We start from the raw sequence: 21,889 nt of genomic DNA, 5'->3' as shown, positions 1-21,889 counted from the left end.
GCGGGTGCCACGACGCCCACCCCGGGGGTGATCGCCCCGGGCGATGGGGGACCATGGAGCCGTGGCAGGTATGAAGGGCAAGCAGACGATTTGGGACATGGTCCGATCGCTGGCGGTGATCGGTGTCGTCGTCGCGGGGATATACATGTTCATCCCCCACGACGAGAAGGCCGATCCGACGCGGGTGGTCGACTACCGCGTGGAGACGGCCACGGCCCGCCGGGCGGCGCCGTACCCGGTCGCCGCGCCCGTGGGGCTCCCCGCGCAGTGGCGCGCGACCTCGGTCACCTTCGACCGGATGGACGGCAACGCCTGGCACCTGGGCTTCCTGGACCCGCGGGAGCAGTACGTGGCCGTCGAGCAGAGCACCGACGCCTCGGCCAAGCGCCTCGCCAAGCTGACGCAGCAGGCGAAGGCCACGGGGGAGACCCGGCAGATCGGCGACCAGTCCTGGGAACTGTGGGACGGCGAGAAGTACGACGCCCTCGTCCGCCAGGAACAGGGGTACGTCACCGTGGTGACCGGCACGGCCACCCCCGACGGGCTCGCCGCGATGGTGTCGGCCCTGGAGTTCAAGCAGGGCGGCTGACACCGGGCCGAGCCCGCGTCGACCGTGACATGACGAGAGGCCGCCCGCCCCGGGATCCCGGGGTGTGGGCGGCCTCTCGTCATGTCACGACGCGGTGCGCGCGTGTCGCGGCGACCGGGTCTCGACTCGGACGGTTCAGACGGTGGTGATGACCTGGTCGAACTCCAGGCGGGGGGAACGGCCGAAAGCGGCGGGCTCGCCCGGCTTGCCGATGTTGACCACCATCAGCGGGGTGTGGTCGGCGTCCAGGAACTCCTTCTGGACACCGGCGAAGTCCAGGCCGGTCATCGGGCCCGCGGCCAGGCCGGCGGCGCGGACGCCGAGGATGAAGTAGCCGGCCTGCAGCGAGGCGTTGACCAGGGCGGACTGCTCGCGGACCGGGCGCTCGGAGAAGAACGCGTCCTTGGCCTGCGGGAAGTGCGGGAAGAGCTGCGGGAGCTCCTCGTGGAACTCGTTGTCCGCCGACAGGATCGCGACCAGCGGGGCGGCGGCGGTCTTGGCCTGGTTGCCCTCGGCCATGTGCTTCACGAGGCGCTCGCGGGCCTCGGGGGAGCGGACGAGGGTGATGCGCAGCGGGGTCTGGTTGAACGCGGTGGGGCCGTACTTCACGAGGTCGTAGATCGCCTGGACCTGCTCCTCGGTCACCGGCTCGTCGGCGAACGAGTTGGCGGTGCGGGCCTCGCGGAACAGCAGGTCCTGAGCGGCGGCGTCGAGAACGAGAGACATCGAAAAGCCTTCTTCTGTACGGAGGTGTGGCGCGATGTCATCACTGTAGGTCCGAGGTATGTGAACTTTCAACTAAATCCCTCCGGGGGTGACCGGGATCACTCCCGCGGCGATCGGCCCCCCGGCGATCACTCGCCGGGGCGGTCCTTCGCGTCCCCGTCCGCCCCGTCCCGAGCCGCCAGGGCCGAGTCCAGCCGGGCCCGGGCCCCCTCCAGCCAGCGCCGGCACACCGTCGCCAGCTCCTCGCCGCGCTCCCAGAGCGCCAGGGAGTCCTCCAGCGAGGTGCCTCCCGCCTCCAGCTTGCGGACGACCTCGATCAGCTCGTCGCGTGCCTGCTCGTACCCCGGCGCCGTATCGGTTTCAGCCATTCCCGTGCCACCTTATATGTGTAGTACAACGAATTTGTTGCCGGAGCGTGTCGCCCTGCTCCGCACTCATCCGGCGTCGCGGGCGCCCGCGGCCCCGGCCCCGGACACGACCTCGGACGGGCCTTCGGGCGCGCCCCCGGGCGCCGCCTGCGCGTCGACCCGTACGTGGAACTCGCCCGCGGCCACCCGCGCCCGCAGCACCTCTTCCGGCGCCACGTCCCCCGGCGACCGCACCACGTGCCCGTCGGCGCGCTGGAGCACCGCGTACCCGCGCTCCAAGGTCGCCGCCGGCGACAGCGCCACCACCCGGGCCCGGGTGTGCGCCAGTTCGGAATCCGCCCGGTCCAGCAGGTGCCCCAGCGTCCGCCGACCACGCGCCAGCAGGGCCTCCACCTCCGCCTCCCGGGTCTCCACCATCCGCTGCGGATGCACGAACACCGGCCGGGCCAGGGCGTGGGCGAGCCCCCGCTCCTCCCGGTCGAGCAGCCCGCGCACCGCGCGCAGAGCGCGCGCCTGGAGCTGGCGCACGCGCTCCAGCTCCTCCCCGACGTCCGGGACCACCTTCTTCGCCGCGTCCGTGGGCGTGGACGCCCGCAGGTCCGCGACCAGGTCCAGCAGCGGGGAGTCCGGCTCGTGCCCGATCGCCGAGACCACCGGGGTACGGGCCGCCGCGACCGTCCGCACGACCTCCTCGTCGGAGAAGGGCAGCAGGTCCTCCACGCTGCCGCCGCCACGCGCCACGATGATCACGTCGACCTCGGGCAGCGCGTCGAGCTCCTTGACCGCCTCGATCACCTGGGGCACCGCGTGTACCCCCTGCACGGCCACGTTGCGCACCTCGAAGCGGACCGCCGGCCAGCGCCGACGGGCGTTCTCCAACACGTCCCGCTCGGCCGCCGACGCCCGCCCCACCACCAGCCCGATCAACTGCGGCAGGAACGGCAACGACTTCTTGCGGTCCGACGCGAACAGGCCCTCGGCGGCCAGCGACCGCTTGAGCTTCTCCAGCCGGGCCAGCAACTCCCCGATGCCGACGGGCCGTATCTCCGTGGCCCGCAGCGACAACTGCCCGCGCGGGGCGTACCACTCCGGCTTGGCCAGGACGACGACCCGCGCGCCCTCCGTCACCGCGTCCGCGACCTCGTCGTACACCTGGCGGAAGCAGGTCACGCTGAGCGAGATGTCGTGCGACGGGTCGCGCAGCGTCAGGAAGACCACCCCCGCCCCCGGCCGCCGGGACAACTGGGTGATCTGCCCCTCCACCCACACCTGACCGAGCTTGTCGATCCAGCCCCCGATGAGTCGGGACACCCGACCGACCGGCAGCGGCGCGTCAGCCGACGTATTCAGACCCATGCACGCAGGCTAACCGCCAGAACCGACACCGTCCCCGGGCCCGGCGGCCCGATCCCCGGCGCGTCGACCCCGCTGGGCCACCAGGACCCCCAACCCCACCAGCAACCACACGGCGCCCACGAGCTGCGCCGCCCCGGAGGCCTCGACGATCACCGCGATCGTGACGGCCGCACCCAGCACCGGGATCACCAGGTGCTTGAACCAGTTCGGCGGCCCCTCGCGCCGCTTCACCACGAACCACCCCACCACCGACGCGTGCAGCAGCGTGAACGCCACCAGCGCCCCGATGTCCACCACCGACACCAGATGGTCCAGCCCGTCGTCGCGCCGGGCCGCCCACACCGCCGCCACCAGCGTCACCGTCGCCGCCACCAGCAGCGCCGCCCGAGGCGTCCCGCCCCAGGTCCGGGACAGGACGTGCGGGAGCCGCCGCTCCCGGGCCATGGCGAACAGCAGCCGACCCGCCGCCGCCTGCCCGGCCAACGCCGCGAAGGCCGCCCCGATCGCCTTGCTCACCGCCACCAGGTCGTGCAGCCAGGGCCCGACCGCCGACTCCACCGTGTTGTAGAACGCCGGCCCCTGCGCGCCCGGATCGGCCGCCAGCTCCGCCGCCGTCATCGGGCTCAGCAGCGCCGCCAGGTAGGTCTGCGCGACGAACAGCACCCCGGTCAGCGCCAGGCAGAACAGCACCGCCCGCGCCACCTTCGCACTGCCCCCCGTCACCTCCTCCGCGAAGGAGGCGATCGCGTCGAAGCCCAGGTACGACAGCACCGCCACCGACACCGCCCCCAGCACGGCCGCCGTCGAGAAGCCCAGCGAACCGTCCCCTGTCAACGGCGACAACCAGCCCCGCCGGGCCCCGCCCTCCGCCAGCGCGACCACCGCCGCGACCAGGAACACCATCAGCACCACGATCTCCAACGCCAGCACCGCGAAACCCACCCGCGCGGCCGCCCGTACGCCCCACAGGTTCAGCAGCGTGGTCACCACCACCGCCAGCGCCGTCCACACCCACCGGGAGACCTCCGGCACCAGGGCGTTCATCGCGATGCCGGAGAACAGGTACGCCACTGCGGGGATCAGCAGGTAGTCCAGCATCGCCATCCACCCGGCGATCAGCCCCGGCCCCTCGCCGAGACCCTTGCGGGCGTACGTGAAGACCGAACCGGCCTGCGGGGCCACCCGGACCATCTGCGCGTACGAGAACGCCGTGAACGCCATGGCGACGGTCGCGCAGAGGTAGACGAGGGCCACCGCGCCGTGCGACCTCGCGTCCAGGGTGCCGAAGATCCCGACCGGGGCCATGGGGGCGATGAACAGCAGCCCGTACACCACCAGATCGCGAAAGCCGAGGCTGCGCCGCAACGTCGCGGGAGCCTCGGACGCCGAACCGGAATCCGTCACGGACGCCATCGTTCCTCCGGGGGAGAAGCAGGACAGAGGTTCGACCCAGTTTGTGCCGAACGGGCGACGACCGGCCTGCTGGAGACCCCCGTACGATGGAGCGCATGACTGCTCCCTCCTCTGCTCCCGCTTCCCGCCGCGTCCTGCTCGCCGCCCCGCGCGGATACTGCGCGGGCGTCGACCGAGCCGTGATCGCCGTCGAGAAAGCCCTTGAGCAGTACGGTGCGCCGGTCTACGTACGCCACGAGATCGTCCACAACAAGTACGTCGTCCAGACGCTGGAGAAGAAGGGCGCCATCTTCGTCGAACGGACGGAAGAGGTCCCCGAGGGCTCCATCGTGATGTTCTCCGCACACGGCGTGGCACCCGTGGTCCACGAGGAGGCGGCGCGCGGCAGGCTCGCGACCATCGACGCGACCTGCCCGCTGGTCACCAAGGTCCACAAGGAAGCCATCCGCTACGCCAACGACGACTTCGACATCCTCCTCATCGGCCACGAGGGCCACGAGGAGGTCATCGGCACCTCCGGCGAGGCCCCCGACCACATCACCATCGTGGACGGCCCGGACGACGTCGCCAACGTCCGGGTCCGCGACGAGTCGAAGGTGGTCTGGCTCTCCCAGACCACCCTCTCCGTCGACGAGACCATGGAGACGGTCGACGCGCTGAAGACCAAGTTCCCGCTGCTGGTCTCGCCCCCGAGCGACGACATCTGCTACGCCACCTCGAACCGCCAGGCCGCGGTCAAGGTGATGGGCGCCGACTCCGACCTGGTCATCGTCGTCGGCTCCAAGAACTCCTCGAACTCGATCCGCCTCGTCGAGGTGGCCCTGGACGCCGGCGCGCGCGCCGCCCACCTGGTCGACTTCGCGAGCGAGATCGACGAGGCCTGGCTGGAGGGCGTCACCACCGTCGGCCTGACCTCGGGCGCCTCGGTGCCGGAGGTCCTGGTCGAGGAAGTACTGGAGTGGCTGACGCAGCGCGGCTACGCGGACGTGGAGATCGTCAAGACGGCCGAGGAATCGATCGTCTTCTCGCTGCCCAAGGAACTCCGCCGCGACCTGCGCGCTGAGGCGGCGGGACTCGTCGCCGGGGCGACGGGGGCGACGGGGGCGACTGGGACGGCTGAGACGACTGGTACGGCCGGAGTGACTGGGACTGCCGGGGCGACCGGGGCGACCGGGACTGGCGGGGCGACCGGGGCGACCGAGAAGTAGGCCCTTCGGCGCCGTTTTCTCTACGGTGGTCCCATGCAGATCTTCGGCGTGGACATCGGCGGATCCGGTATCAAGGGCGCTCCCGTGGACCTGGACCGCGGCGAGTTGGCGCAGGAGCGCCACAAGGAACTCACACCACAGCCGGCCACCCCCGACGGGGTGGCCGACCGTGTCGTCGAGGTGGTGCGCCACTTCGACTGGAACGGCCCGGTGGGAGTCACCTTCCCGGGCGTCGTCACCGGCGGGGTCACCCGCACGGCGGCCAACATGGACAAGGCCTGGGTCGGGGTCGACACGGCGGCCCTGCTGTCGGAGCGCCTGGGCGGCCACGCGGTGACCGTCCTGAACGACGCCGACGCGGCCGGGGTCGCGGAGATGACGTACGGCGCCGGCAAGGGGGTCTCCGGCACCGTCATCCTGCTCACCCTGGGCACCGGCATCGGCAGCGCGCTCTTCACGGACGGCCGGCTCGTCCCCAACACCGAGCTGGGGCACCTGGAGCTGCACGGCCACGACGCGGAGAAGCGCGCGTCGGTGAAGGCCAAGGAGGACCACGACCTCACCTGGGAGCGCTGGGCGAACCGGCTCCAGAAGTACCTGGAGCACGTGGAGATGCTCTTCTCCCCGGAACTGTTCATCCTCGGGGGCGGCGTCAGCCGTAAGCCGGAGAAGTTCCTGCCCCTGATCGAGGGGATCCGCGCGGAGATCGTGCCGGCGAAGCTCCAGAACAACGCGGGCATCGTCGGGGCGGCGATGGCCGCCCGCGGCCCGTCGACCTAGCCGACGCGGCGGGGGCGGGCCGGCCGGTGTCAGGGGCCGGTCGGTCGGGGCTCTGGGCGGCCGGGGGTCTGGGCGGCCCGTCGGCCCGGGGTCCGGCCGGTCGGGTTTGGCTGGTCAGGGGTTTGGGGCGGCCGGAGCTTTGGCCGGCCAGGGGCCCGGGCCGGCCGGTCAGGCCGCGCGGCGGGGCATGCGTCGCTTCCCGATCAGCACGGCCTTGCGCACCAGCGCGATCAGGGCGGCGACGACCGTGCCCGCGTACAGCCAGCCGGCGTGCAGGGACAACGCCGAGACGATCCCCATCAGCTGACCGCCGAAGCCGCCGGAACCCCCGGACACGGGCCACACCCCGACCGCGAAGGCGATCGGGGCGCTGATCGGGGCGGTGATCAGGTCGGCGGGGCGCACCCAGAGCGCGGTCGTGGCGGCCACGGGCAGGAAGAGCAGCCCGTACGCGAACAGGGACGCGTCGAACAGCAACCAGACGACCCCCGCGACCACCGCCATCGCCACGCACGCGAAGAGCCCGCCACCGAGGCCGGTCAGCCGCGGCCGGGGCAGCCGTCGCCGGGCGGGGACCGGCCTCGCCGGGCGGGCCGCCCCCGGGGCCTGCTGCCTCGGGACCCGCTCCCGCGGGTGACGTACTGAACGCGTCCTGTAGTGCTCCACCCCACCAAACTAGGCGCGGAGGCCCCTCCGGGAGGGCCCGGACACGCGTACAACGAGCGCCACTCATCGGAAAGTAAACTGTCCGACGGCCCATCCCGGGCCGCCGCCCCCTCCAGCTACGGGAAGTCGCCAACGTGTCGCTCACGATCGGAATCGTCGGCCTGCCGAATGTCGGCAAGTCGACCCTGTTCAACGCCCTGACCAAGAACGACGTGCTGGCGGCCAACTACCCGTTCGCCACCATCGAGCCGAACGTCGGCGTCGTCGGTGTCCCGGACCAGCGGCTGGCCGTCCTCGCGGGCATCTTCGGATCGCAGAAGGTCCTCCCCGCGACCGTCGACTTCGTCGACATCGCGGGCATCGTCCGCGGCGCCTCGGAAGGCGAGGGCCTGGGCAACAAGTTCCTCGCCAACATCCGCGAGTCGGACGCGATCTGCCAGGTCATCCGCGCCTTCAAGGACGAGAACGTCGTCCACGTGGACGGCAAGGTCTCGCCCAAGGACGACATCGAGACGATCAACACCGAGCTGATCCTCGCCGACCTCCAGTCCATCGAGAAGGCGGTGCCGCGCCTGACGAAGGAGTCCCGCCTCCAGAAGGAGAAGGTCGCCGTCCTGGCCGCGGTCGAGAAGGCGCAGAAGATCCTCGAAGAGGGCCACACCCTCTTCTCGCAGGGCATCAGCAAGGGCACGGAGCAGGGCGACCTCCTCCACGAACTGCACCTGCTCACCGTCAAGCCCTTCCTCTACGTCTTCAACGTCGACGAGGACGAACTGACGGACGACGCCTTCAAGGCCGAGCAGAGCGCCCTCGTCGCCCCGGCCGAGGCGATCTTCCTGAACGCCAAGCTGGAAGCCGAGCTGATCGAGCTCGACGACGACGAGTCCCTCGAACTCCTCCAGTCGGTCGGCCAGGAAGAGCCGGGCATGGCCACGCTGGGCCGCGTCGGCTTCACCACCCTGGGCCTGCAGACGTACCTGACGGCCGGCCCGAAGGAAACCCGCGCCTGGACCATCAAGAAGGGCGCCACCGCCCCCGAGGCCGCCGGCGTCATCCACACCGACTTCCAGCGCGGCTTCATCAAGGCCGAGATCATCTCCTTCGCGGACCTGGTCGACTGCGGCTCGGTGGCCGAGGCCCGCGCCAAGGGCAAGGCGCGCATGGAGGGCAAGGACTACGTCATGCAGGACGGCGACGTGGTGGAGTTCCGCTTCAACGTCTGATGGATCCGGTAAAAGGCCGTCTGACCTGTGATGGAGCGGGTCAGGCGGCCTTTGCTGTCCGCACAGAGTCCGCGGCGTGCTGGATGAGTCCGGCACGCGGGAACCGGCGGGACGGGCGGGAAGAAGTAGCCGGTCGACCCGAAGGCGGCGACTGGTGCGAGGCTCAGCGCATCGGCTAGAATGATGGCAATCGACCCCCTCCCAAGCCTCTCCACGATGCTCAAATGGGAGGGGCCTCTTTCTTTCCGGGGTGCGAGTGAAGCCGAGCCTGTCCGTGGGGGAGCAGGTCGCACTCCTGGCCCTCCGTGGCCTCGTGATTGACGACGAGGCCGTCTGTGCGGCGTTCTTTGGCTCGAACAACTACTACCGATTCTCCGGCTACGCTCGCTACTTCCAGCGAGCCCCCCACATGGGCGACGATGCGTTTACGCCCGGCACGACGTTCGCTGAGATCCGCCGCATCTACGAAGCCGATGAGGCGTTACGCACCGCGCTCAGCCAACCTCTCGCACGGGTCGAACTCCTGCTGCGCACGCATGTTGCCCGAGTGATCGCCGACGAGCACGGTCCGTACAGCAGCTTTCTCAAGGAAAGCTTCTACACCGACGTCGGCAAGGTTGAGCCGACCGTCGAGTCGTGCCTGCGCGACATCGACCGGAGCAAGGATCGCCACATCCTGCGGTACAGGGGCACCGAAGGCGACCGCGTCGACTACAGCAAGCTGCCCGTGTGGTCCGCCGTTGAAGCGTGGTCGTTCGGGACGCTGTCCAAGGCCATCGAGCGCGGAGCCAGCGGCGCACTGGCCGATGCCGTGGCGACCAGCATCGGGGTCGCGAAGGCCGGGTTCGCCTACCGTGTGAGGTCGTTGGTCTACCTGCGCAACCGGTGCGCCCACCACAGCCGGCTGTGGCATCACTCGGTTCTCGACGCCGGCCCTACGCCGAACAATGTGCGTAGCAAGGCGAAACGGCTGGCAGGACAGTTCGAGCCGCGTTCGGTTCTCGATGTCATTGCCTCGCTCGACGACGTGGCCATACGCGGCAAGGTCGCTGATCCGGTGCTCCCGCAGGTCGTCAAACAGTACCCCCGTGACTGCTTGTTCTGGGAGGGGCTGGCACGGCCTCAGAGCCCGCGCGATCACAGGGCGTGAATCGGTCCTGAGTAGGGACGATCCCCAAGTACGGGTGCGGTGCGGAAGGCATCACGTCAGGTCACGGTCGGATCGGTCCCTGCATCCCTGACACCCGTCATTGATGAGAGTTACCTCCCGTTGGCCGGTCGGCCGGTGGAGCCAGGTGCCTGGCGGATGCCCGGCTGCCGATCTGCGGATCTCGGCGATGCTGGAGGCATGCGGCGGAGATGATGGGCACGAGGCATCAGCCGCGAGCAGGGAGGGAAAAGTGGATCGGAACGAGAAGAAGAGACTCCGCGAGCGCATCGGAGAGCACCTCGACCTATCCGGCGTGCGGCTGACGGACGATGAGGCAGTGTTTCTGAGCGACTTCATCGACGAGTACGACGAGAAGTATCGAGGTCGCAGGGAGACCCGCACGAGGAGTTACCCCGGTTGGAGCTCTGACGGGAAGTACGTCCGCACGGAGACGGTCACGGACACCTTCACCGACGAGGTCGGCATCCGCACGGACCGTGAGTATCGGGATGACGATGGACACAGCGGCCGCTCCACGCAGGACATCAAGGACGCGCGTGGGATCCTGAACTGGTTCAAGGAGCGCGGCTGAGTTTCGTCCGCGCTGGCCAGAGTCCCAGTCAGCGAGCGGCGATCTCGTCGCAACGCGTCGCAGCGAGACGCAGGTGAACCGGGTCGCCGCAGTGATGGCAGATTCGCGTGCCCCGTCGCCCCGACGCGCCTACGCGAGCAAGTGGAAGGCGTGGTCGGCCTGGTGCGAGCAGTACGGCCGCCACCCGCTGTCAGCGGATCCGGTGCAGGTCGTTTCAAAGTCCAATACGTCCGGTGAAAGGCCACCTGACCTGCGGCGGAGTGGGTCGGGCGGCCTTCGTGGCCCGCGCAGAGTCCGCAGCGTGCTGGATGCCTCCGGCACGCGGGGGAGCGGCTACGCCGCTTCGTCGACCTCTGGCTGGGCATCGTCGAACTGGTCCGCGTACGCCTTGTCGACAGCGGCCTGGGTCCGCTCCTCGGAGTCGGGCCACAGATGGGTGTAGATGTTCAGCGTCATGGCCGCATTGGTGTGGCCGAGGCGCTCGGAGACCGTCTTTACGGACTCGCCGTGCTTGATCAGCAGGCTGGCGTAGTGGTGCCGCAGGGAGGTAGCGCGGGTGGTCCGAGTCCTTCCTCGTCACGTACCGCTCGATCACGTGGCCGTAGCCGGTCTCCTTGGGGTGCTGGAACGGCATGGGTTTACCTCTCTGGGTGCAGGTCGTGCGGTCGATCCAGGTGGGGGCGACGAAGACGTCCTCGCCGACCGGCGCTTCGGTGGCTTCCAGGAGGGACCAGGCGCGGGCCTCTTCGACCAGGCGCTCCCAGGGCGCGCCCCAGTCGAGCTGCCAGTCGAGGCCGGCGCCGGAGACGCAGTACGTGCGGCCGGCGTCGACCCGCCAGAACTGGGAGTAGAGGATCAGCTGGGAGTGGTCGGCCAGGTCGTTGATGATCGCCGTGAAGTGGGCGGTGGGCCAGCCGGGGCTGTCCGCTCCGGTATCGGTGCGCAGGCGGGCGGTCAGGGAGGGGACGACGGGGGTGCGGGCGCCGAGTGCGGTCATGGCCCAGCGGATGCCGTCGGGCTCGGTCCAGTCCGGCGGAGTGGCCCGTTCCACGCAGGTGCGGTAGGCGCTGCGCAGGGGCTCGACCGCAGCGTCGATCTCCAGGCTAGCCAGGGCGATCGCCGCCCATTCGCGGACGGTCGGGTTGTCGCTCTCCAGCAGCCCGATGAGGGCGGAGCCACAGCGGGGGTCGCCCACCTCCTGGAATACCTCAATGGCGGTCAGCTGACCGAAGTCGCCGAGGGACGGCAGCCCGTCGATGACAGCGGGGATGGCGTCGGAGCCGATCCAGATCAGCTCCGCGCGGGCGTCGTAGGACTCGCTGGCCTCGCCGTCGAGCTGCTGCACGAGGGCCTGGACGGGGGACGTCATGACGTTGCCGGGTGGTCGCGGCGCCAGAAGGTGGGGAGCCACCAGCAGAGCACCGAGCGGTCGTCGGGCCACGGGGTGCGTTCGTCCGCGTCCCAGTCCTCGAAGGAGTCGCGCGTCGGGTCGATGGGGCGCCAGCCGGGATCGAGCGGCTCGTCCTCGGCCGGAGGGCGGACGTACTGCCGGACGCGCTGCTTGCAGGCACCGACGTCCTGATAGTTGAGCTGGGCCTCGATCAGAGAGACTTTGTTCGCTCCGCCGTCCATGGTCGGCCAGCGGAACTGAACCCCGTCGTCCTCCCAGAAGCAGACGGGGCAGATCTCGTGGGAGCCGGGCATGGCGTCGAGCACGCGGTGTCCGCAGCAGGGACAGGGGTAGGAGTCGCTCACCTGCGCAGTCTCGTTGGAGGTCCCGCCGGTGTGCCATGGATTTCTCTGCCTCGGAACACCCGACCAGTCCGCAGAGAGTCCGCAGGACACCCGTAAACAGCCGTCGGGATCCAACGCATGCCAACGAGGAAATCCCAGGTCAGAGCCCTGGACGGGGCTCCGCCGCAGGTCAGGATCGGTCCGCAGACATTCCGCTTCAACGTGTAGTCAATGCATCACTGCATACGAGTTTCGCCAAATATGCAGGTCAGAAGGGGTCGGGCTCTGGTGAGCCCGACCCTTCTGTATTCCCGTGCTGACTTGGTGCTGACTTTTCAGCTGCTTCGGGGCGGTGTGAGCCTGTCGAGGTCCAGGCTGACTTCGAAGGGCACCGGGCGCTGGAGGGTGCCCCGGAAGATCCCGGCGGGCGCGTAGGCGCCGGTGGGTTCGTCGAGCTCGTAGGCGTGGACGACGGGTGCGCCGGCCTCGTCCTCGATGCACCAGTAGTGCGGGATGCCGGCCTCCGCGTACTTGCGCAGCTTTACAGTGCGGTCGCGGTGGGCGGACTCGGGGGAGACGACCTCGATGACGAGCTGGACGTCCTCCGGTGCGAACCAGGTGCGGTCACCGTCGAAATCGGCCGTCGTCACCAACAGGTCCGGTTCTGGTCGGTTGCGCGGGTCGAGCTTGATCGTCATCTCGCGGCCGACTCTGGAGTCGGCGGGCGCCTGCTCCATGAGGGCGACGGTGAGCATGGTGACGAGGTGGCCGTGCCACCACCTCTGGGGCGACATCATGAAGACGAGGGCTCCGTCGATCAGCTCGGTGTGGCGGGGTGCCTCGGGGAGGCGGTCGAGGTCCTCCGCGAACCAGCCTTCCGCGCGCGGCGGGCGCATCCAGTCGGGCAGTGCGGTCATGGCTTCACGGTAGTGGTTCGCAGCTCAGGCTGGAGCGCCAACGATCCCGGTCCGGTGTTTTCGGTGACATGCCGTGCCATGACCGGCCACACGCCTGACATCCGGCCATGAGTGACTCGTCGATCCAGGTCGCGACAGCATGTACGCGCCGCTTCAACGTCTGAGCGGACGGTATGACACCGCGTCGCTGACGTGGCACACATGCAGGCCAGAAGGGGTCGACTCCGCAGGGAGTCGGCCCCTTGGCGCTTCCCGTGCTGGGTTGCTGCCGGGGGTCTGGCCGGCATCAGTCATTCCGGCTCGGCCGACGGGCATGGGGAGTGGTACGTTATTTGGTACCACTTGAGGGGAAGGGCCGCGTCATGTCCATTACCGCGAGCGAAGCCCGCAAGGAACTCTTTCCGCTGATCAAGAAGGTCAACGAGAACCACGAGGCCATCGAGATCGTCTCCAAGCACGGCAACGCCGTGCTTGTCTCGGCCGACGACTACGCGGCGCTGCGTGAGGGCTCGTACCTGCTGCGCTCGCCGGCAAATGCCCGGCGGCTGCTCAAGGCGTACGAGAATGCCCTGGCCCACACCAACGTGTCGGAGCGCGAGCTGATCGATCCGGACTCGGCGGACGCGGACGCGGGCGCGGGTGCGGGTGCCGCGTGAGGCTTGTCTTCGAGGATCAGGGCTGGGAGGACTACACGTCCTGGCTCAAGAACGACCGCAAGACGCTCGCCCGGATCAACAAGCTCATCGAGGACGTCAGACGTGACCCGTTCTCGGGCATCGGCAAGCCGGAACCGCTGAAGTACCACTTGCCGGGGGCTTGGTCGCGACGGATCGACGATGAGCACCGCCTCGTCCACCTGGTGACGGACAAGGAGATCATCATCCTCGCCGCCCGATACCACTACTGATCGCTGACTGCTTGGTGTGTGCCGGGACGCCCCCGTGCTGAGATGTGCCGGGATGGCTTCCCCGGAAGCGCCGTTTCCGCAGGTGGTTGCCCTGTCTCGACGCTTCGCTGCACCTTGTGGTCGTGCACGTGCTGCTCGTGACTCGGCGGGGCGGACGTGCAGTCGGAAGGGGTCGGGCTCGGTTGAGTCCGGCCCCTTGTCGTTGCCCTGGCGACTGGTGGCGGGCTCTCGAACCAGGTGCGGTCACCGTCGAAGTCGGCCGTCGTCATCAACAGGTCCGGTTCGGGTCGGTTGCGCGGGTCGAGCTTGATCGTCATCTCGCGCTCGACCTCGAAGCCGGCCGGCGCCTGCGCCATGAGCGTGGTGGTCGGGGCGGTGACGAGGCGGCCATGTCGCTCCGCGGGGGCGCGGTGAGATTCGGGTCATGTTTTCGGCCGGTGTGGAACTCTCGGCAGATTTCGTACATCAGGACTAAAGGGATGCCCAGCCGTTCTGTCCCGCCGGGGCAGGCAAGACCGTTCGGAGCGAAGTTCGTGCACCAGTACCCGCAGCGCCCGCGGCCTGATGACCAGTCGTACGATCCGGATCGGACGTATCAGCCGCCCGAGGGGGCGCGCGGGTCCCGGCGTTCTCGTCGGGCCCTTTGGGTGAGCGTGCCCCTGGTCCTCGCGGTGCTCCTCGGCGCCGGCGGGTTCGCCGCCTGGAAGAACGAGTGGTTCTCCGGCAACGGGGAGAGCGTGAGCTTCGGCAAGGACGTGCCGGCGGCCGTCGGGTCCGACGACCCGAAGCCGGGCGGTTCGCCGTCGGCCCCCGCGCGGCCGACGGGTGATCCGGACGTGCTGCTGCCCGCCGGGCCGAAGTCCGAGTTCAAGCAGACCGCGAAGCTCGACGACGGCACGATCATCGCCAAGACCCGTCTCGCCGGCGCCAAGTCCGGCTTCGAGGGGGACGTCTGGGTGTGGACGCCGAAGGAGTACGGGGAGAAGGAGTACGAGAAGAGCGCCTTCCCGGTGCTCATCGCGCTCCCCGGGGGCAACGGCTTCCCGGCGAACTACTGGGCCGACCGCAGTCTGGGCCTGCAGAAGGCCGTCACGGAGGGCGTCCGGGCCGGCACCAGCCTGCCGTTCATCCTGGTCATGCCGGTGCTCAACCCGGACAACAAGTACTACTACGACGGCGCCGACATCCCGGGTCGTCCCAAGATGGGCACGTGGCTCGCCGAGGACATACCGGACTTCGCCCGCGCCAACTTCCGTACGTACAAGTCCCGGGACGGGTGGGCCTTCATGGGGTCCTCCTCCGGTGCCTTCGTCGGGATGAAGCAGGTCCTCCAGCACCCGGACAGGTTCAAGGCCGTGATCGCCAGTGGTGGCGAGATCGTTCCCGACTCCCCGCTCTGGAAGGGTCACCAGGCGGAGATGGACGCGAACGACCCCGAGAAGCTCGCCAGGAAGCTGATCGACGCCAACGGCCCGGAGGTCTACATCAACTTCCAGGTCGGCACGGAGGAGACGGGCAAGGACCGGATGCTCCGGTTCCAGCGGGAGTACGGCAAGGGCCCCGTCAAGATCACCATCCGTGACATCCAGAACGGCGAGCACAACGGCTGGCACTACGTGCGCGGCATGAAGGAAGGCTCGCTCGAATGGATCAGCAAGGTGTTGAAGGGTCCGAAGCCGGAAGCCGGGTGACCCGCCCCGGCCCGTGCGCCCCCGGCCCCTACGCCCCCGGCCCGTACGTCCCCGGCCCGTGCGCCCCCGTCGCGACACCCGCGCCCGAGGGCCCGCACACCGGTCCGGGTGGTGCGCGCCACGTCGCCCCGCTCCCAGGCAACCCATCACGTCGTTCACAACTCTGACAGGCGTATGAGGGGGACCTGTCGGTCCGACCCGCGCTCGATGTGGGCGCAGGAGAAGGAACGGGAAAAGAATCCGTGCTGCAAGAACAACAACGTGACGCCGGCCATTCGACCGATGTACGGCATCCCGCGACCGAGGGACGGCGCCGCCTCGGGAGGCGTCCGGTCCTGATCGGCGCCTGCCTCGCCCTGGCCCTGGCGGGGGGTGTCGGGGCGGCCTACGCGTTCGGCCTCTTCTCGGACATAGGGGATCCGGTGTCCTTCGGCGAGTCTCACGAGCCGGCCGCGGCCACCGGGGACGTCACGCCGGGCGTGCGCATGCCCACGGGGCCCAGGGCCTCGTTCGTCCGCAGCTCCCGCCTGCCGGACGGCACCCAGATCGCCCAGACCACCGTCACCGGCGCGAAGTCGGGCTTCAAGGGCGACGTGTGGGTGTGGGCGCCGAAGGAGTACGACGACCCGCGGTACGCCAAGAGCGCCTTCCCGGTCCTGATCTCGCTCCCCGGCGGCCGCGGCTACCCCAAGAACTACTGGGGGACGGGCCCCGGTCTCGGTCTCCAGCAGGCCGTGACCGACGGGGTCAAGGCCGGTACCAGCCTGCCCTTCATCCTCGTCATGCCGGTGATCAACGCGGACACCAAGCACCACTTCGACGGCTCGGACATCCCCGGCCGGCCGAAGATGGGCACCTGGATGGCCGAGGACATCCCCGATTTCACGCGGGCCAATTTCCGTACCTTCGACTCCCGTGACGGGTGGGCCTTCATGGGTTCCTCCTCCGGCGGCTTCGGCGCGCTCAAGCACGTCCTGAAGTTCCCCGACCGCTTCAAGGCGGTCATCGCCAGCGGGGTGGACATGGTCCCGGATTCCCCGCTGTGGAAGGGGAACAAGCCGGCCATGGACGCGAACAACCCGGAGAAGCTGGCCGCGAAACTGATCAAGGAGGGCGGCCCGGACGTCTACGTCAACTTCCAGATCGGCACCAAGGAGAGCGGCCGCGCCACCGCCGAGAAGTTCATGAAGACCTACGGGAAGGGCCCCGTGCACACCCGGCTCCAGGTGATCCAGGATGGTGAGCACAACGGAAAGTCGTACGTACGCGGCATGAAGGAGGGCTCCCTCGCGTGGATCAGCAAGGTGATGGCCGCGCCGACCCCGAGCAGCGTGGGCGCGCCCGAGGCGAGATGAGCACGAGGGTGAAGGGCGTGTCCGCCGCCGCGGCCGCCGGGATCGCGGCGGTGTGCGCCGCGGTGTTCGCCCTCGGGTTCCTCAAGCCGTTCCAGGAGCGGCCGGTCCATCCCTTTCCCGCCGTCGGCGTGCTCACGGCCAACGGGGAGCACTGGTGCACGGCGAGCGTCGTCGACAGCCCCGAGGGCAACGTCGTCGCCACCGCCGCGCACTGCGTGGTCCCCGCCGGCGAGGACGGGGTGCCCGGCCAGGTCGCGCACGACGGCCTCGCCATCGGCGCGCTCGCCTTCGCCCCCGCCTTCTCCGGAGAGGGCGGGGGCCGCCCGCCCCTCGGGGTGTGGAAGGTCCGCTCGGTCCACGTGGACGACCGCTGGAGGAAGTGGGGGGACGACACCGTCGACTTCGCGTTCCTCACCGTGGAGCCGGACGAGAACGGGCGCAGCCTCCAGGACCGGGTCGGCCGGAGCGAGGCCCCGAAGGCCGACTGGACCTCCGGGTACGAGCGGGACGTCACCGTCGTCGGCTACCCGGAGTCCGGGCACAACCCGCGGAACCAGCCCGTCTCCTGCACCACCCAGACCCGGCACGACGAGGACGACCCCGACATGCTGTACATCGCCTGTTCGGGCTTTTGGACCGGGACCAGCGGGAGCCCCTGGATCGCCGACCGGGGCGGTGCGGGGCAGCCGGGCCGGCTGATCGGGGTGTTGAGCGGCGGGGACACCGACGTGGACTCCACCGCCGCGCTGTACGACGAGCGCGCCAAGGCGCTGTACGAGAGCGCCGCGCGCGGCTGACCGCCCGTCCGGCCGGGGGCTCCCCGGCCCGCGGTCCGGCTCAGCCCTTGAGCAGGGCGTTCAACTCGCCGTAGGGGAGGGACCCGGCGAGGGAGGTGTACGTACCCTCCCGGAGCATCTCCTCCGTCGCCCGGCGGACGACGGCGTACGCCGCCTCGGCCACCCAGGAGCCGAGGCTGACGCGGGCCGCGCCGAGGGCGCCGAGCCGCGCCACGGAGGGGGCGCCGGGGCCGACGAGGACGTTGAGCGGGGCGCCGATGCCCTTCGCGAGCTCGGCGACGGTGGCGGGATCGGTGACACCGGGGACGAAGACGCCGGAGGCGCCGGCCTCCAGGTAGGCGGCGGCGCGCCGCAGGGTCTCGTCGAGCCTGCCGGCCGGCTCGCCGAGGCCGAAGAGGTACGTGTCCACGCGGGCGTTGACGTAGAGCGGGATCCCCGCCGTGTCGGCGGCGGCGCGGGCCGCGGCCAGCCGCTCCGCGTGGTCGGCGGGTGCCCGGTCGCCGTCCTCGATGTTGATCCCGACCGCGCCGGCCGCCAACACCCCGGCGACGGTCTCCGCCACGCCGGCGGGATCGGCGCCGAAGCCGCCCTCGATGTCGGCGGTGACGGGCACGGACACGGCGGCGGCCACCCGGGAGACGAGGTCGAGGGCGCGGTCCCGGGCCAGGGCGTCCCCGTCGGGCGCACCGAGGGACCAGGCGACGCCTGCGCTGGTGGTGGCGACGGCGGCCCCGCCGGCGGCCTCGACGAGACGGGCACTGGCCACGTCCCAGGCGTTGGCCAGAGCGAGCGGGGCGGCGGGGGTGTGGAGGCCGGCGAAGGCGGTGGCGCGGGCGGCCTGGGCGGCCCGGCGGGCAGGATCGAGGGTGTCGTTCACGAGGTTCACGGGGCCAGTCCAACAGGCGGGAGGGCCGGCGGCTGGCGGTTTTCCGTCATGATGCCCGGGCGGGTGCGGGTGCGGGTGCGGGCGTGGGGCTGGGCGTGGGTGCGGGCGCGGCCGACGCCCCGGGCCCGCCCGGCCGACGCCCCGGCCCCGCCAGCACCCTGGCCCGTCCGGCACCTCGGCCCGGCCGGCACCTCGGCGCGGTCGACGCCCCGGCCCGGCCGGCACCGCGGCCCGGCCGGCACCGCGGCCCGTCCGGCACCTCGGCGCGGTCGACGCCCCGGCCCCGCCAGCACCCTGGCCCGGCCGGCACCCTGGCCCGGCCAACACCCTGGCCCGGCCGGCACCTCGGCTCCGCCGACACTTCGGCCCCGCCGGCACCCCGGCCCGGCCGACACTCCCGCCCGGCCGACGCCCCGGCCCCGCCGGCACCCCGGCCCCGCCGGACAGGGCCGCGGGCCGGGTGTCACGGCGCCAGGTCCGACTTGGCGCCCGCGCCGCACAGGGGGACGACCGCGGTGCGGCCCCGGAGCGGGTCCGTGGGGGCGCCCGGCGCGACCGCCGCCCAGCAGGCCGCCGCCGTCGGCTCGACGAACAGGCCCCGCGCCGCCAGGTCCCGCCGGGCCGCCCGCAGCCGGTCCTCCGTCACCGTCACGAAGGTCCCGCCGGACGCGCGGACCGCCGCCAGGATCTGCCGGGCGCGCGGCGGCGCCGCGATGGCGATCCCCTCGGCCAGGGTGGGCAGCCGGGGCACCGGGGCGGCGTCCTCGGCGCCCGCGTGGAAGACGGCCGCCAGCGGGGACACCTCGCGCGCCTGTACCGCGATGAGGGCGGGCGGCCGTACCCCGCGCCGGGCCAGCTCCTCGGCCGCGAGCGCCGCCCCGAGCAGCAGGGTGCCGTTGCCCACGGGGACCACCAGGGCCTCCGGCAGCCGGCCGCCCAGCTCCTCCCAGATCTCGTACGCGTACGTCTTCGTCCCCTGGAGGAAGTACGGGTTGAAGACGTGGCTCGCGTAGAAGACCCCCGGCTCGTCCGCCACCGCCCGGGCCGCCGCGGCGGCGGCCTCGCGGCCGCCCGGCACCACCCGGACCCTCGCCCCGTGCGCCCGCATCTGCGCGGTCTTCTTCTCCGAAGTGCCCTCGGGCACGAAAACTTCACAACTCAGGCCGGCCCGCGCGCAGTAGGCCGCGACGGACGTCCCGGCGTTGCCGCTGCTGTCGGCGACGACGCGCTCCGGACCCAGTCGCCGGGCCAGTTCCACGAGCATGACCGCGCCCCGGTCCTTGAAGGACAGAGTGGGCATCAGGAAGTCGAGCTTGGCGTGAATCCGCTCCACGAGCGGAACGAGCGGAGTGTTGCCCTCCGCGAGCGATACGGAGAACGCCCCCGGCAGCGGGAGCGCGGAGCCGTACCGCCACAGCGAGTTGGGTCCGGCCGACGGTTCCAGCGGGCCGGCCGGATCGGGTGTGAAGTCGAGGTCCCACGGCCCGGCGCACACCGGGCAGCACCACGGCGCCGTACGGACGTCGGCACGGGTGTCGTCCTCGGGGCAGACGTAACCAGGCAGTGCGTGCGTCATGTGCGGAACGCCTTTGCTCTTTCATGGCCGTTGTATGGCACGGATGTTACGCGTCCGTTGTCCTCTTGTGGGATGGCGAGAGAGTGGGTCAACCTTTCGGAGGCGAAGGCCCGTTGGACCCCGGATTGTCATGCTCATGGCTTTCCGGGTCCTGTTCCCACGTGCCCCGCACCACGCCGGCGCACCGCCCCACCCCCGCGCACCGCGCACCGCACCGCACCGCACGCGCATCGCACCCACGCACCGCACCCCCCGCAGCGCACCACCTATGAGGAGGACCCCTCACATGTCCGTGATGCGTCACACCCGCCGGAAGATCGCCGGCATCAGCGCCACAGCCGTCGTGGCCCTCGTGCTCGGTACCGCCGCCGCGTTGCCCGCCTCGGCGGCGGACGGCCCCCAGGGCGTCATCGAGAACGCCGGCGCCGCGGGCGCCGTCCCCGGCAGCTACATCGTGACCCTGAACGACTCGGCCGCCCGCTCCACCGCGGACAGCGGGAAGGCCGTGGCCAAGCGGTACGGGGCCAGGATCGACCGGACCTACAGCGCCGCCCTCAACGGCTACTCCGTCGAGGTCTCCGAGGCGCAGGCCAGAAAGCTCGCCGCCGACCCGGCGGTCAAGTCAGTGGTGCAGAACCGCACCTTCACCGTCGACGCCACCCAGCCCAACCCGCCGTCGTGGGGCCTGGACCGCATCGACCAGCGCGCGCTGCCGCTCGACAACAGCTACACGTACCCGGACAAGGCCGGTGAGGGCGTCACGGCGTACATCATCGACACCGGCGTCCGGATCACGCACACCGACTTCGGCAGCCGGGCCTCCTACGGCTACGACGCCATCGACAACGACAACACCGCCCAGGACGGTCACGGTCACGGCACCCACGTCGCCGGCACCGTCGGCGGCACGGCGTACGGGGTCGCCAAGAAGGCCAAGATCGTCGGCGTCCGCGTCCTGAACAACCAGGGCTCGGGCACCACGGCCCAGGTCGTCGCCGGCATCGACTGGGTGACCCGCAACGCCGTCAAGCCGGCCGTGGCCAACATGTCCCTCGGCGGCGGGGCCGACCCGGCCCTCGACACCGCCGTCCGCAACTCGATCGCCGCGGGCATCACCTACGCCGTCGCGGCGGGCAACGAGAGCACGGACGCGAGCACCAAGTCCCCGGCGCGGGTCGCCGAGGCGATCACGGTCGGCGCCACGACCAACACCGACGCGAAGGCGAGCTACTCCAACTACGGCTCCATCCTCGACATCTTCGCGCCGGGCTCCTCGATCACCTCCTCCTGGGGCACCGGGGACACCGCCACGAACACCATCTCCGGCACCTCGATGGCCTCGCCGCACGTGGCGGGCGCGGCCGCCCTGTACCTGTCGCAGAACCCGGCGAGCACCCCGGCGCAGGTCTCGGCCGGCCTGGTGGCCGCCGCCACCCCGAACGTGGTCACCGGCGCCGGCACCGGCTCCCCGAACCGCCTGCTGAACGTGGGGAGCTCCACCACCCCGCCGAACCCGGGCACCCGCTTCGAGAACCTGGCCGACTACGCGATCAACGACAACGCCACCGTCGAGTCGCCGATCACTGTCAGCGGGATCTCCGGCAACGCCCCGGCCACCCTCAGCGTGCCGGTGGACATCAAGCACACCTACGTCGGTGACCTCAAGGTCGACCTCGTCGCCCCCGACGGCACCGTCTACAACCTGCGCAACCGCAGCGGCGGCAGCGCGGACAACATCGTCCAGACCTTCACCGTGAACGCCTCCTCCGAGGTCGCCAACGGGGTCTGGAAGCTCCGGGTCGCGGACCTCGCGGGCGCGGACACCGGAAAGATCGACTCCTGGGCGCTGCAGTTCTGACGCGGCGTACCTGAGGAGGGGCAGGGCGTGCGGGGGGACCCGTACGGCTGAGCGATGAACGCGGGGGCGACCACAGGGCGGTCGCCCCCGCTGCGTA

General features: G+C 70.8%; 22 protein-coding genes and 1 pseudogene. 12 read left to right on the top strand and 11 right to left on the bottom strand.

Features of this window, described 5'->3' with window-relative positions:
• The first annotated feature begins 70 nt into the window (after positions 1-70).
• Positions 71-589, top strand: a complete 519-nt coding sequence (locus tag ACIRO3_RS03025; protein WP_361772154.1) for a DUF4245 domain-containing protein — start codon at positions 71-73, stop codon at positions 587-589.
• A 135-nt stretch (positions 590-724) separates the two neighbouring features.
• On the opposite strand, the gene ACIRO3_RS03020 is transcribed toward ACIRO3_RS03025, so the two are convergent.
• The 4 genes from ACIRO3_RS03020 to ACIRO3_RS03005 form a co-directional block, all read right to left on the bottom strand.
• On the bottom strand, positions 725-1,315 hold the full coding sequence (locus ACIRO3_RS03020) for a malonic semialdehyde reductase (protein WP_361772027.1): 591 nt from the start codon (positions 1,313-1,315) through the stop codon (positions 725-727).
• Between the two features lie 128 nt (positions 1,316-1,443).
• A complete protein-coding gene (locus tag ACIRO3_RS03015) occupies positions 1,444-1,683 on the bottom strand; it encodes an exodeoxyribonuclease VII small subunit (RefSeq protein ID WP_404131794.1) in 240 nt (79 codons plus the stop codon).
• A 66-nt stretch (positions 1,684-1,749) separates the two neighbouring features.
• The gene (gene xseA / locus ACIRO3_RS03010; RefSeq protein WP_404131792.1) at positions 1,750-3,039 is read right to left on the bottom strand and encodes an exodeoxyribonuclease VII large subunit; all 1,290 of its coding nucleotides are present in this window, start codon (positions 3,037-3,039) and stop codon (positions 1,750-1,752) included.
• A gap of 9 nt (positions 3,040-3,048) precedes the next feature.
• On the bottom strand, positions 3,049-4,452 hold the full coding sequence (locus tag ACIRO3_RS03005) for an APC family permease (protein WP_404131790.1): 1,404 nt from the start codon (positions 4,450-4,452) through the stop codon (positions 3,049-3,051).
• Positions 4,453-4,538: 86 nt separating this feature from the next.
• Between ACIRO3_RS03005 and ACIRO3_RS03000 the strand changes: the two genes are divergently transcribed.
• Positions 4,539-5,660, top strand: coding sequence for a 4-hydroxy-3-methylbut-2-enyl diphosphate reductase (locus ACIRO3_RS03000; protein WP_404131788.1), 1,122 nt, complete (start codon positions 4,539-4,541; stop codon positions 5,658-5,660).
• 33 nt (positions 5,661-5,693) lie between these two features.
• A complete protein-coding gene (ppgK, locus tag ACIRO3_RS02995) occupies positions 5,694-6,440 on the top strand; it encodes a polyphosphate--glucose phosphotransferase (protein WP_365998075.1) in 747 nt (248 codons plus the stop codon).
• Positions 6,441-6,608: 168 nt separating this feature from the next.
• Here the strand turns inward: ppgK and ACIRO3_RS02990 are convergent, their stop codons facing one another.
• Entirely contained in the window at positions 6,609-7,106 is a 498-nt protein-coding gene (locus ACIRO3_RS02990; RefSeq protein WP_404131785.1) for a DUF6542 domain-containing protein, read from the bottom strand.
• A 134-nt stretch (positions 7,107-7,240) separates the two neighbouring features.
• Between ACIRO3_RS02990 and ychF the strand changes: the two genes are divergently transcribed.
• The 3 genes from ychF (at position 7,241) to ACIRO3_RS02975 (ending at position 10,071) form a co-directional block, all read left to right on the top strand.
• A complete protein-coding gene (ychF, locus tag ACIRO3_RS02985; protein ID WP_361772033.1) occupies positions 7,241-8,329 on the top strand; it encodes a redox-regulated ATPase YchF in 1,089 nt (362 codons plus the stop codon).
• A gap of 313 nt (positions 8,330-8,642) precedes the next feature.
• The gene (locus ACIRO3_RS02980) at positions 8,643-9,479 is read left to right on the top strand and encodes an Abi family protein (RefSeq protein WP_404131783.1); all 837 of its coding nucleotides are present in this window, start codon (positions 8,643-8,645) and stop codon (positions 9,477-9,479) included.
• 250 nt (positions 9,480-9,729) lie between these two features.
• Positions 9,730-10,071 (top strand): hypothetical protein, encoded by a 342-nt coding sequence (locus tag ACIRO3_RS02975; RefSeq protein ID WP_404131781.1) that lies wholly within the window; start codon positions 9,730-9,732, stop codon positions 10,069-10,071.
• Between the two features lie 333 nt (positions 10,072-10,404).
• Here ACIRO3_RS02975 and ACIRO3_RS02970 read toward each other — a convergent pair whose 3' ends face one another.
• The 3 genes from ACIRO3_RS02970 to ACIRO3_RS02960 all read right to left on the bottom strand — a co-directional run bounded on the left by ACIRO3_RS02970 (position 10,405) and on the right by ACIRO3_RS02960 (position 12,722).
• Positions 10,405-10,587 (bottom strand): hypothetical protein, encoded by a 183-nt coding sequence (locus tag ACIRO3_RS02970; protein WP_404132332.1) that lies wholly within the window; start codon positions 10,585-10,587, stop codon positions 10,405-10,407.
• Positions 10,588-11,436: 849 nt separating this feature from the next.
• Entirely contained in the window at positions 11,437-11,826 is a 390-nt protein-coding gene (locus ACIRO3_RS02965) for a CPCC family cysteine-rich protein (RefSeq protein WP_404131779.1), read from the bottom strand.
• A gap of 314 nt (positions 11,827-12,140) precedes the next feature.
• Positions 12,141-12,722 carry a Uma2 family endonuclease gene (locus tag ACIRO3_RS02960; RefSeq protein WP_404131778.1) on the bottom strand — a complete coding sequence of 194 codons (582 nt, stop codon included), beginning with the start codon at positions 12,720-12,722 and terminating at the stop codon, positions 12,141-12,143.
• 362 nt (positions 12,723-13,084) lie between these two features.
• Between ACIRO3_RS02960 and ACIRO3_RS02955 the strand changes: the two genes are divergently transcribed.
• Positions 13,085-13,378 (top strand): type II toxin-antitoxin system Phd/YefM family antitoxin, encoded by a 294-nt coding sequence (locus ACIRO3_RS02955; RefSeq protein ID WP_404131776.1) that lies wholly within the window; start codon positions 13,085-13,087, stop codon positions 13,376-13,378.
• Complete coding sequence (locus ACIRO3_RS02950; protein ID WP_404131775.1) at positions 13,375-13,629, top strand: Txe/YoeB family addiction module toxin; 255 nt, start codon at positions 13,375-13,377, stop codon at positions 13,627-13,629. Before ACIRO3_RS02955 ends, ACIRO3_RS02950 begins: the two co-directional genes overlap by 4 nt.
• Positions 13,630-13,859: 230 nt before the next feature.
• Here ACIRO3_RS02950 and ACIRO3_RS02945 read toward each other — a convergent pair.
• Positions 13,860-14,021 (bottom strand): annotated as a pseudogene (locus ACIRO3_RS02945) (Uma2 family endonuclease); the annotation flags it as partial.
• Between the two features lie 255 nt (positions 14,022-14,276).
• On the opposite strand from ACIRO3_RS02945, the gene ACIRO3_RS02940 reads away from it, so the two are divergent.
• The 3 genes from ACIRO3_RS02940 (at position 14,277) to ACIRO3_RS02930 (ending at position 17,472) form a co-directional block, all read left to right on the top strand.
• Complete coding sequence (locus ACIRO3_RS02940) at positions 14,277-15,320, top strand: alpha/beta hydrolase (RefSeq protein WP_404131773.1); 1,044 nt, start codon at positions 14,277-14,279, stop codon at positions 15,318-15,320.
• 242 nt (positions 15,321-15,562) lie between these two features.
• A complete protein-coding gene (locus ACIRO3_RS02935; RefSeq protein WP_404131771.1) occupies positions 15,563-16,675 on the top strand; it encodes an alpha/beta hydrolase in 1,113 nt (370 codons plus the stop codon).
• Entirely contained in the window at positions 16,672-17,472 is an 801-nt protein-coding gene (locus ACIRO3_RS02930; protein WP_365998079.1) for a trypsin-like peptidase domain-containing protein, read from the top strand. The genes ACIRO3_RS02935 and ACIRO3_RS02930 overlap by 4 nt, the downstream gene beginning before the upstream one ends.
• A gap of 40 nt (positions 17,473-17,512) precedes the next feature.
• On the opposite strand, the gene ACIRO3_RS02925 is transcribed toward ACIRO3_RS02930, so the two are convergent.
• Both ACIRO3_RS02925 and ACIRO3_RS02920 read right to left on the bottom strand, forming a co-directional pair.
• Entirely contained in the window at positions 17,513-18,349 is an 837-nt protein-coding gene (locus tag ACIRO3_RS02925) for an isocitrate lyase/phosphoenolpyruvate mutase family protein (protein ID WP_404132329.1), read from the bottom strand.
• A 472-nt stretch (positions 18,350-18,821) separates the two neighbouring features.
• Entirely contained in the window at positions 18,822-19,934 is a 1,113-nt protein-coding gene (locus ACIRO3_RS02920; RefSeq protein ID WP_404131769.1) for a pyridoxal-phosphate dependent enzyme, read from the bottom strand.
• 286 nt (positions 19,935-20,220) lie between these two features.
• Here ACIRO3_RS02920 and ACIRO3_RS02915 point away from each other — a divergent pair, with 286 nt between their 5' ends.
• Positions 20,221-21,792, top strand: a complete 1,572-nt coding sequence (locus ACIRO3_RS02915) for a S8 family peptidase (RefSeq protein WP_366150203.1) — start codon at positions 20,221-20,223, stop codon at positions 21,790-21,792.
• Positions 21,793-21,889 lie beyond the last annotated feature (97 nt).

Source organism: Streptomyces sp. NPDC102278, from assembly GCF_044766345.1.
GTDB lineage: Bacteria > Actinomycetota > Actinomycetes > Streptomycetales > Streptomycetaceae > Streptomyces.
This window is presented reverse-complemented; position numbering and strand designations above follow the sequence as displayed.

What these genes read in the sequence shown, in the direction of transcription:
- ACIRO3_RS03015 (WP_404131794.1), bottom strand. Translation starts at nt 1,683, where the DNA reads ATGGCTGAAACCGATACGGCGCCGGGGTACGAGCAGGCACGCGACGAG.
- ppgK (WP_365998075.1), top strand. Translation starts at nt 5,694, where the DNA reads ATGCAGATCTTCGGCGTGGACATCGGCGGATCCGGTATCAAGGGCGCT.
- ACIRO3_RS03005 (WP_404131790.1), bottom strand. Translation starts at nt 4,452, where the DNA reads ATGGCGTCCGTGACGGATTCCGGTTCGGCGTCCGAGGCTCCCGCGACG.
- ACIRO3_RS02915 (WP_366150203.1), top strand. Translation starts at nt 20,221, where the DNA reads ATGTCCGTGATGCGTCACACCCGCCGGAAGATCGCCGGCATCAGCGCC.
- ACIRO3_RS03025 (WP_361772154.1), top strand. Translation starts at nt 71, where the DNA reads ATGAAGGGCAAGCAGACGATTTGGGACATGGTCCGATCGCTGGCGGTG.
- ACIRO3_RS02955 (WP_404131776.1), top strand. Translation starts at nt 13,085, where the DNA reads ATGTCCATTACCGCGAGCGAAGCCCGCAAGGAACTCTTTCCGCTGATC.
- xseA (WP_404131792.1), bottom strand. Translation starts at nt 3,039, where the DNA reads ATGGGTCTGAATACGTCGGCTGACGCGCCGCTGCCGGTCGGTCGGGTG.
- ACIRO3_RS02960 (WP_404131778.1), bottom strand. Translation starts at nt 12,722, where the DNA reads ATGACCGCACTGCCCGACTGGATGCGCCCGCCGCGCGCGGAAGGCTGG.
- ACIRO3_RS03000 (WP_404131788.1), top strand. Translation starts at nt 4,539, where the DNA reads ATGGAGCGCATGACTGCTCCCTCCTCTGCTCCCGCTTCCCGCCGCGTC.
- ACIRO3_RS02930 (WP_365998079.1), top strand. Translation starts at nt 16,672, where the DNA reads ATGAGCACGAGGGTGAAGGGCGTGTCCGCCGCCGCGGCCGCCGGGATC.
- ACIRO3_RS03020 (WP_361772027.1), bottom strand. Translation starts at nt 1,315, where the DNA reads ATGTCTCTCGTTCTCGACGCCGCCGCTCAGGACCTGCTGTTCCGCGAG.
- ACIRO3_RS02920 (WP_404131769.1), bottom strand. Translation starts at nt 19,934, where the DNA reads ATGACGCACGCACTGCCTGGTTACGTCTGCCCCGAGGACGACACCCGT.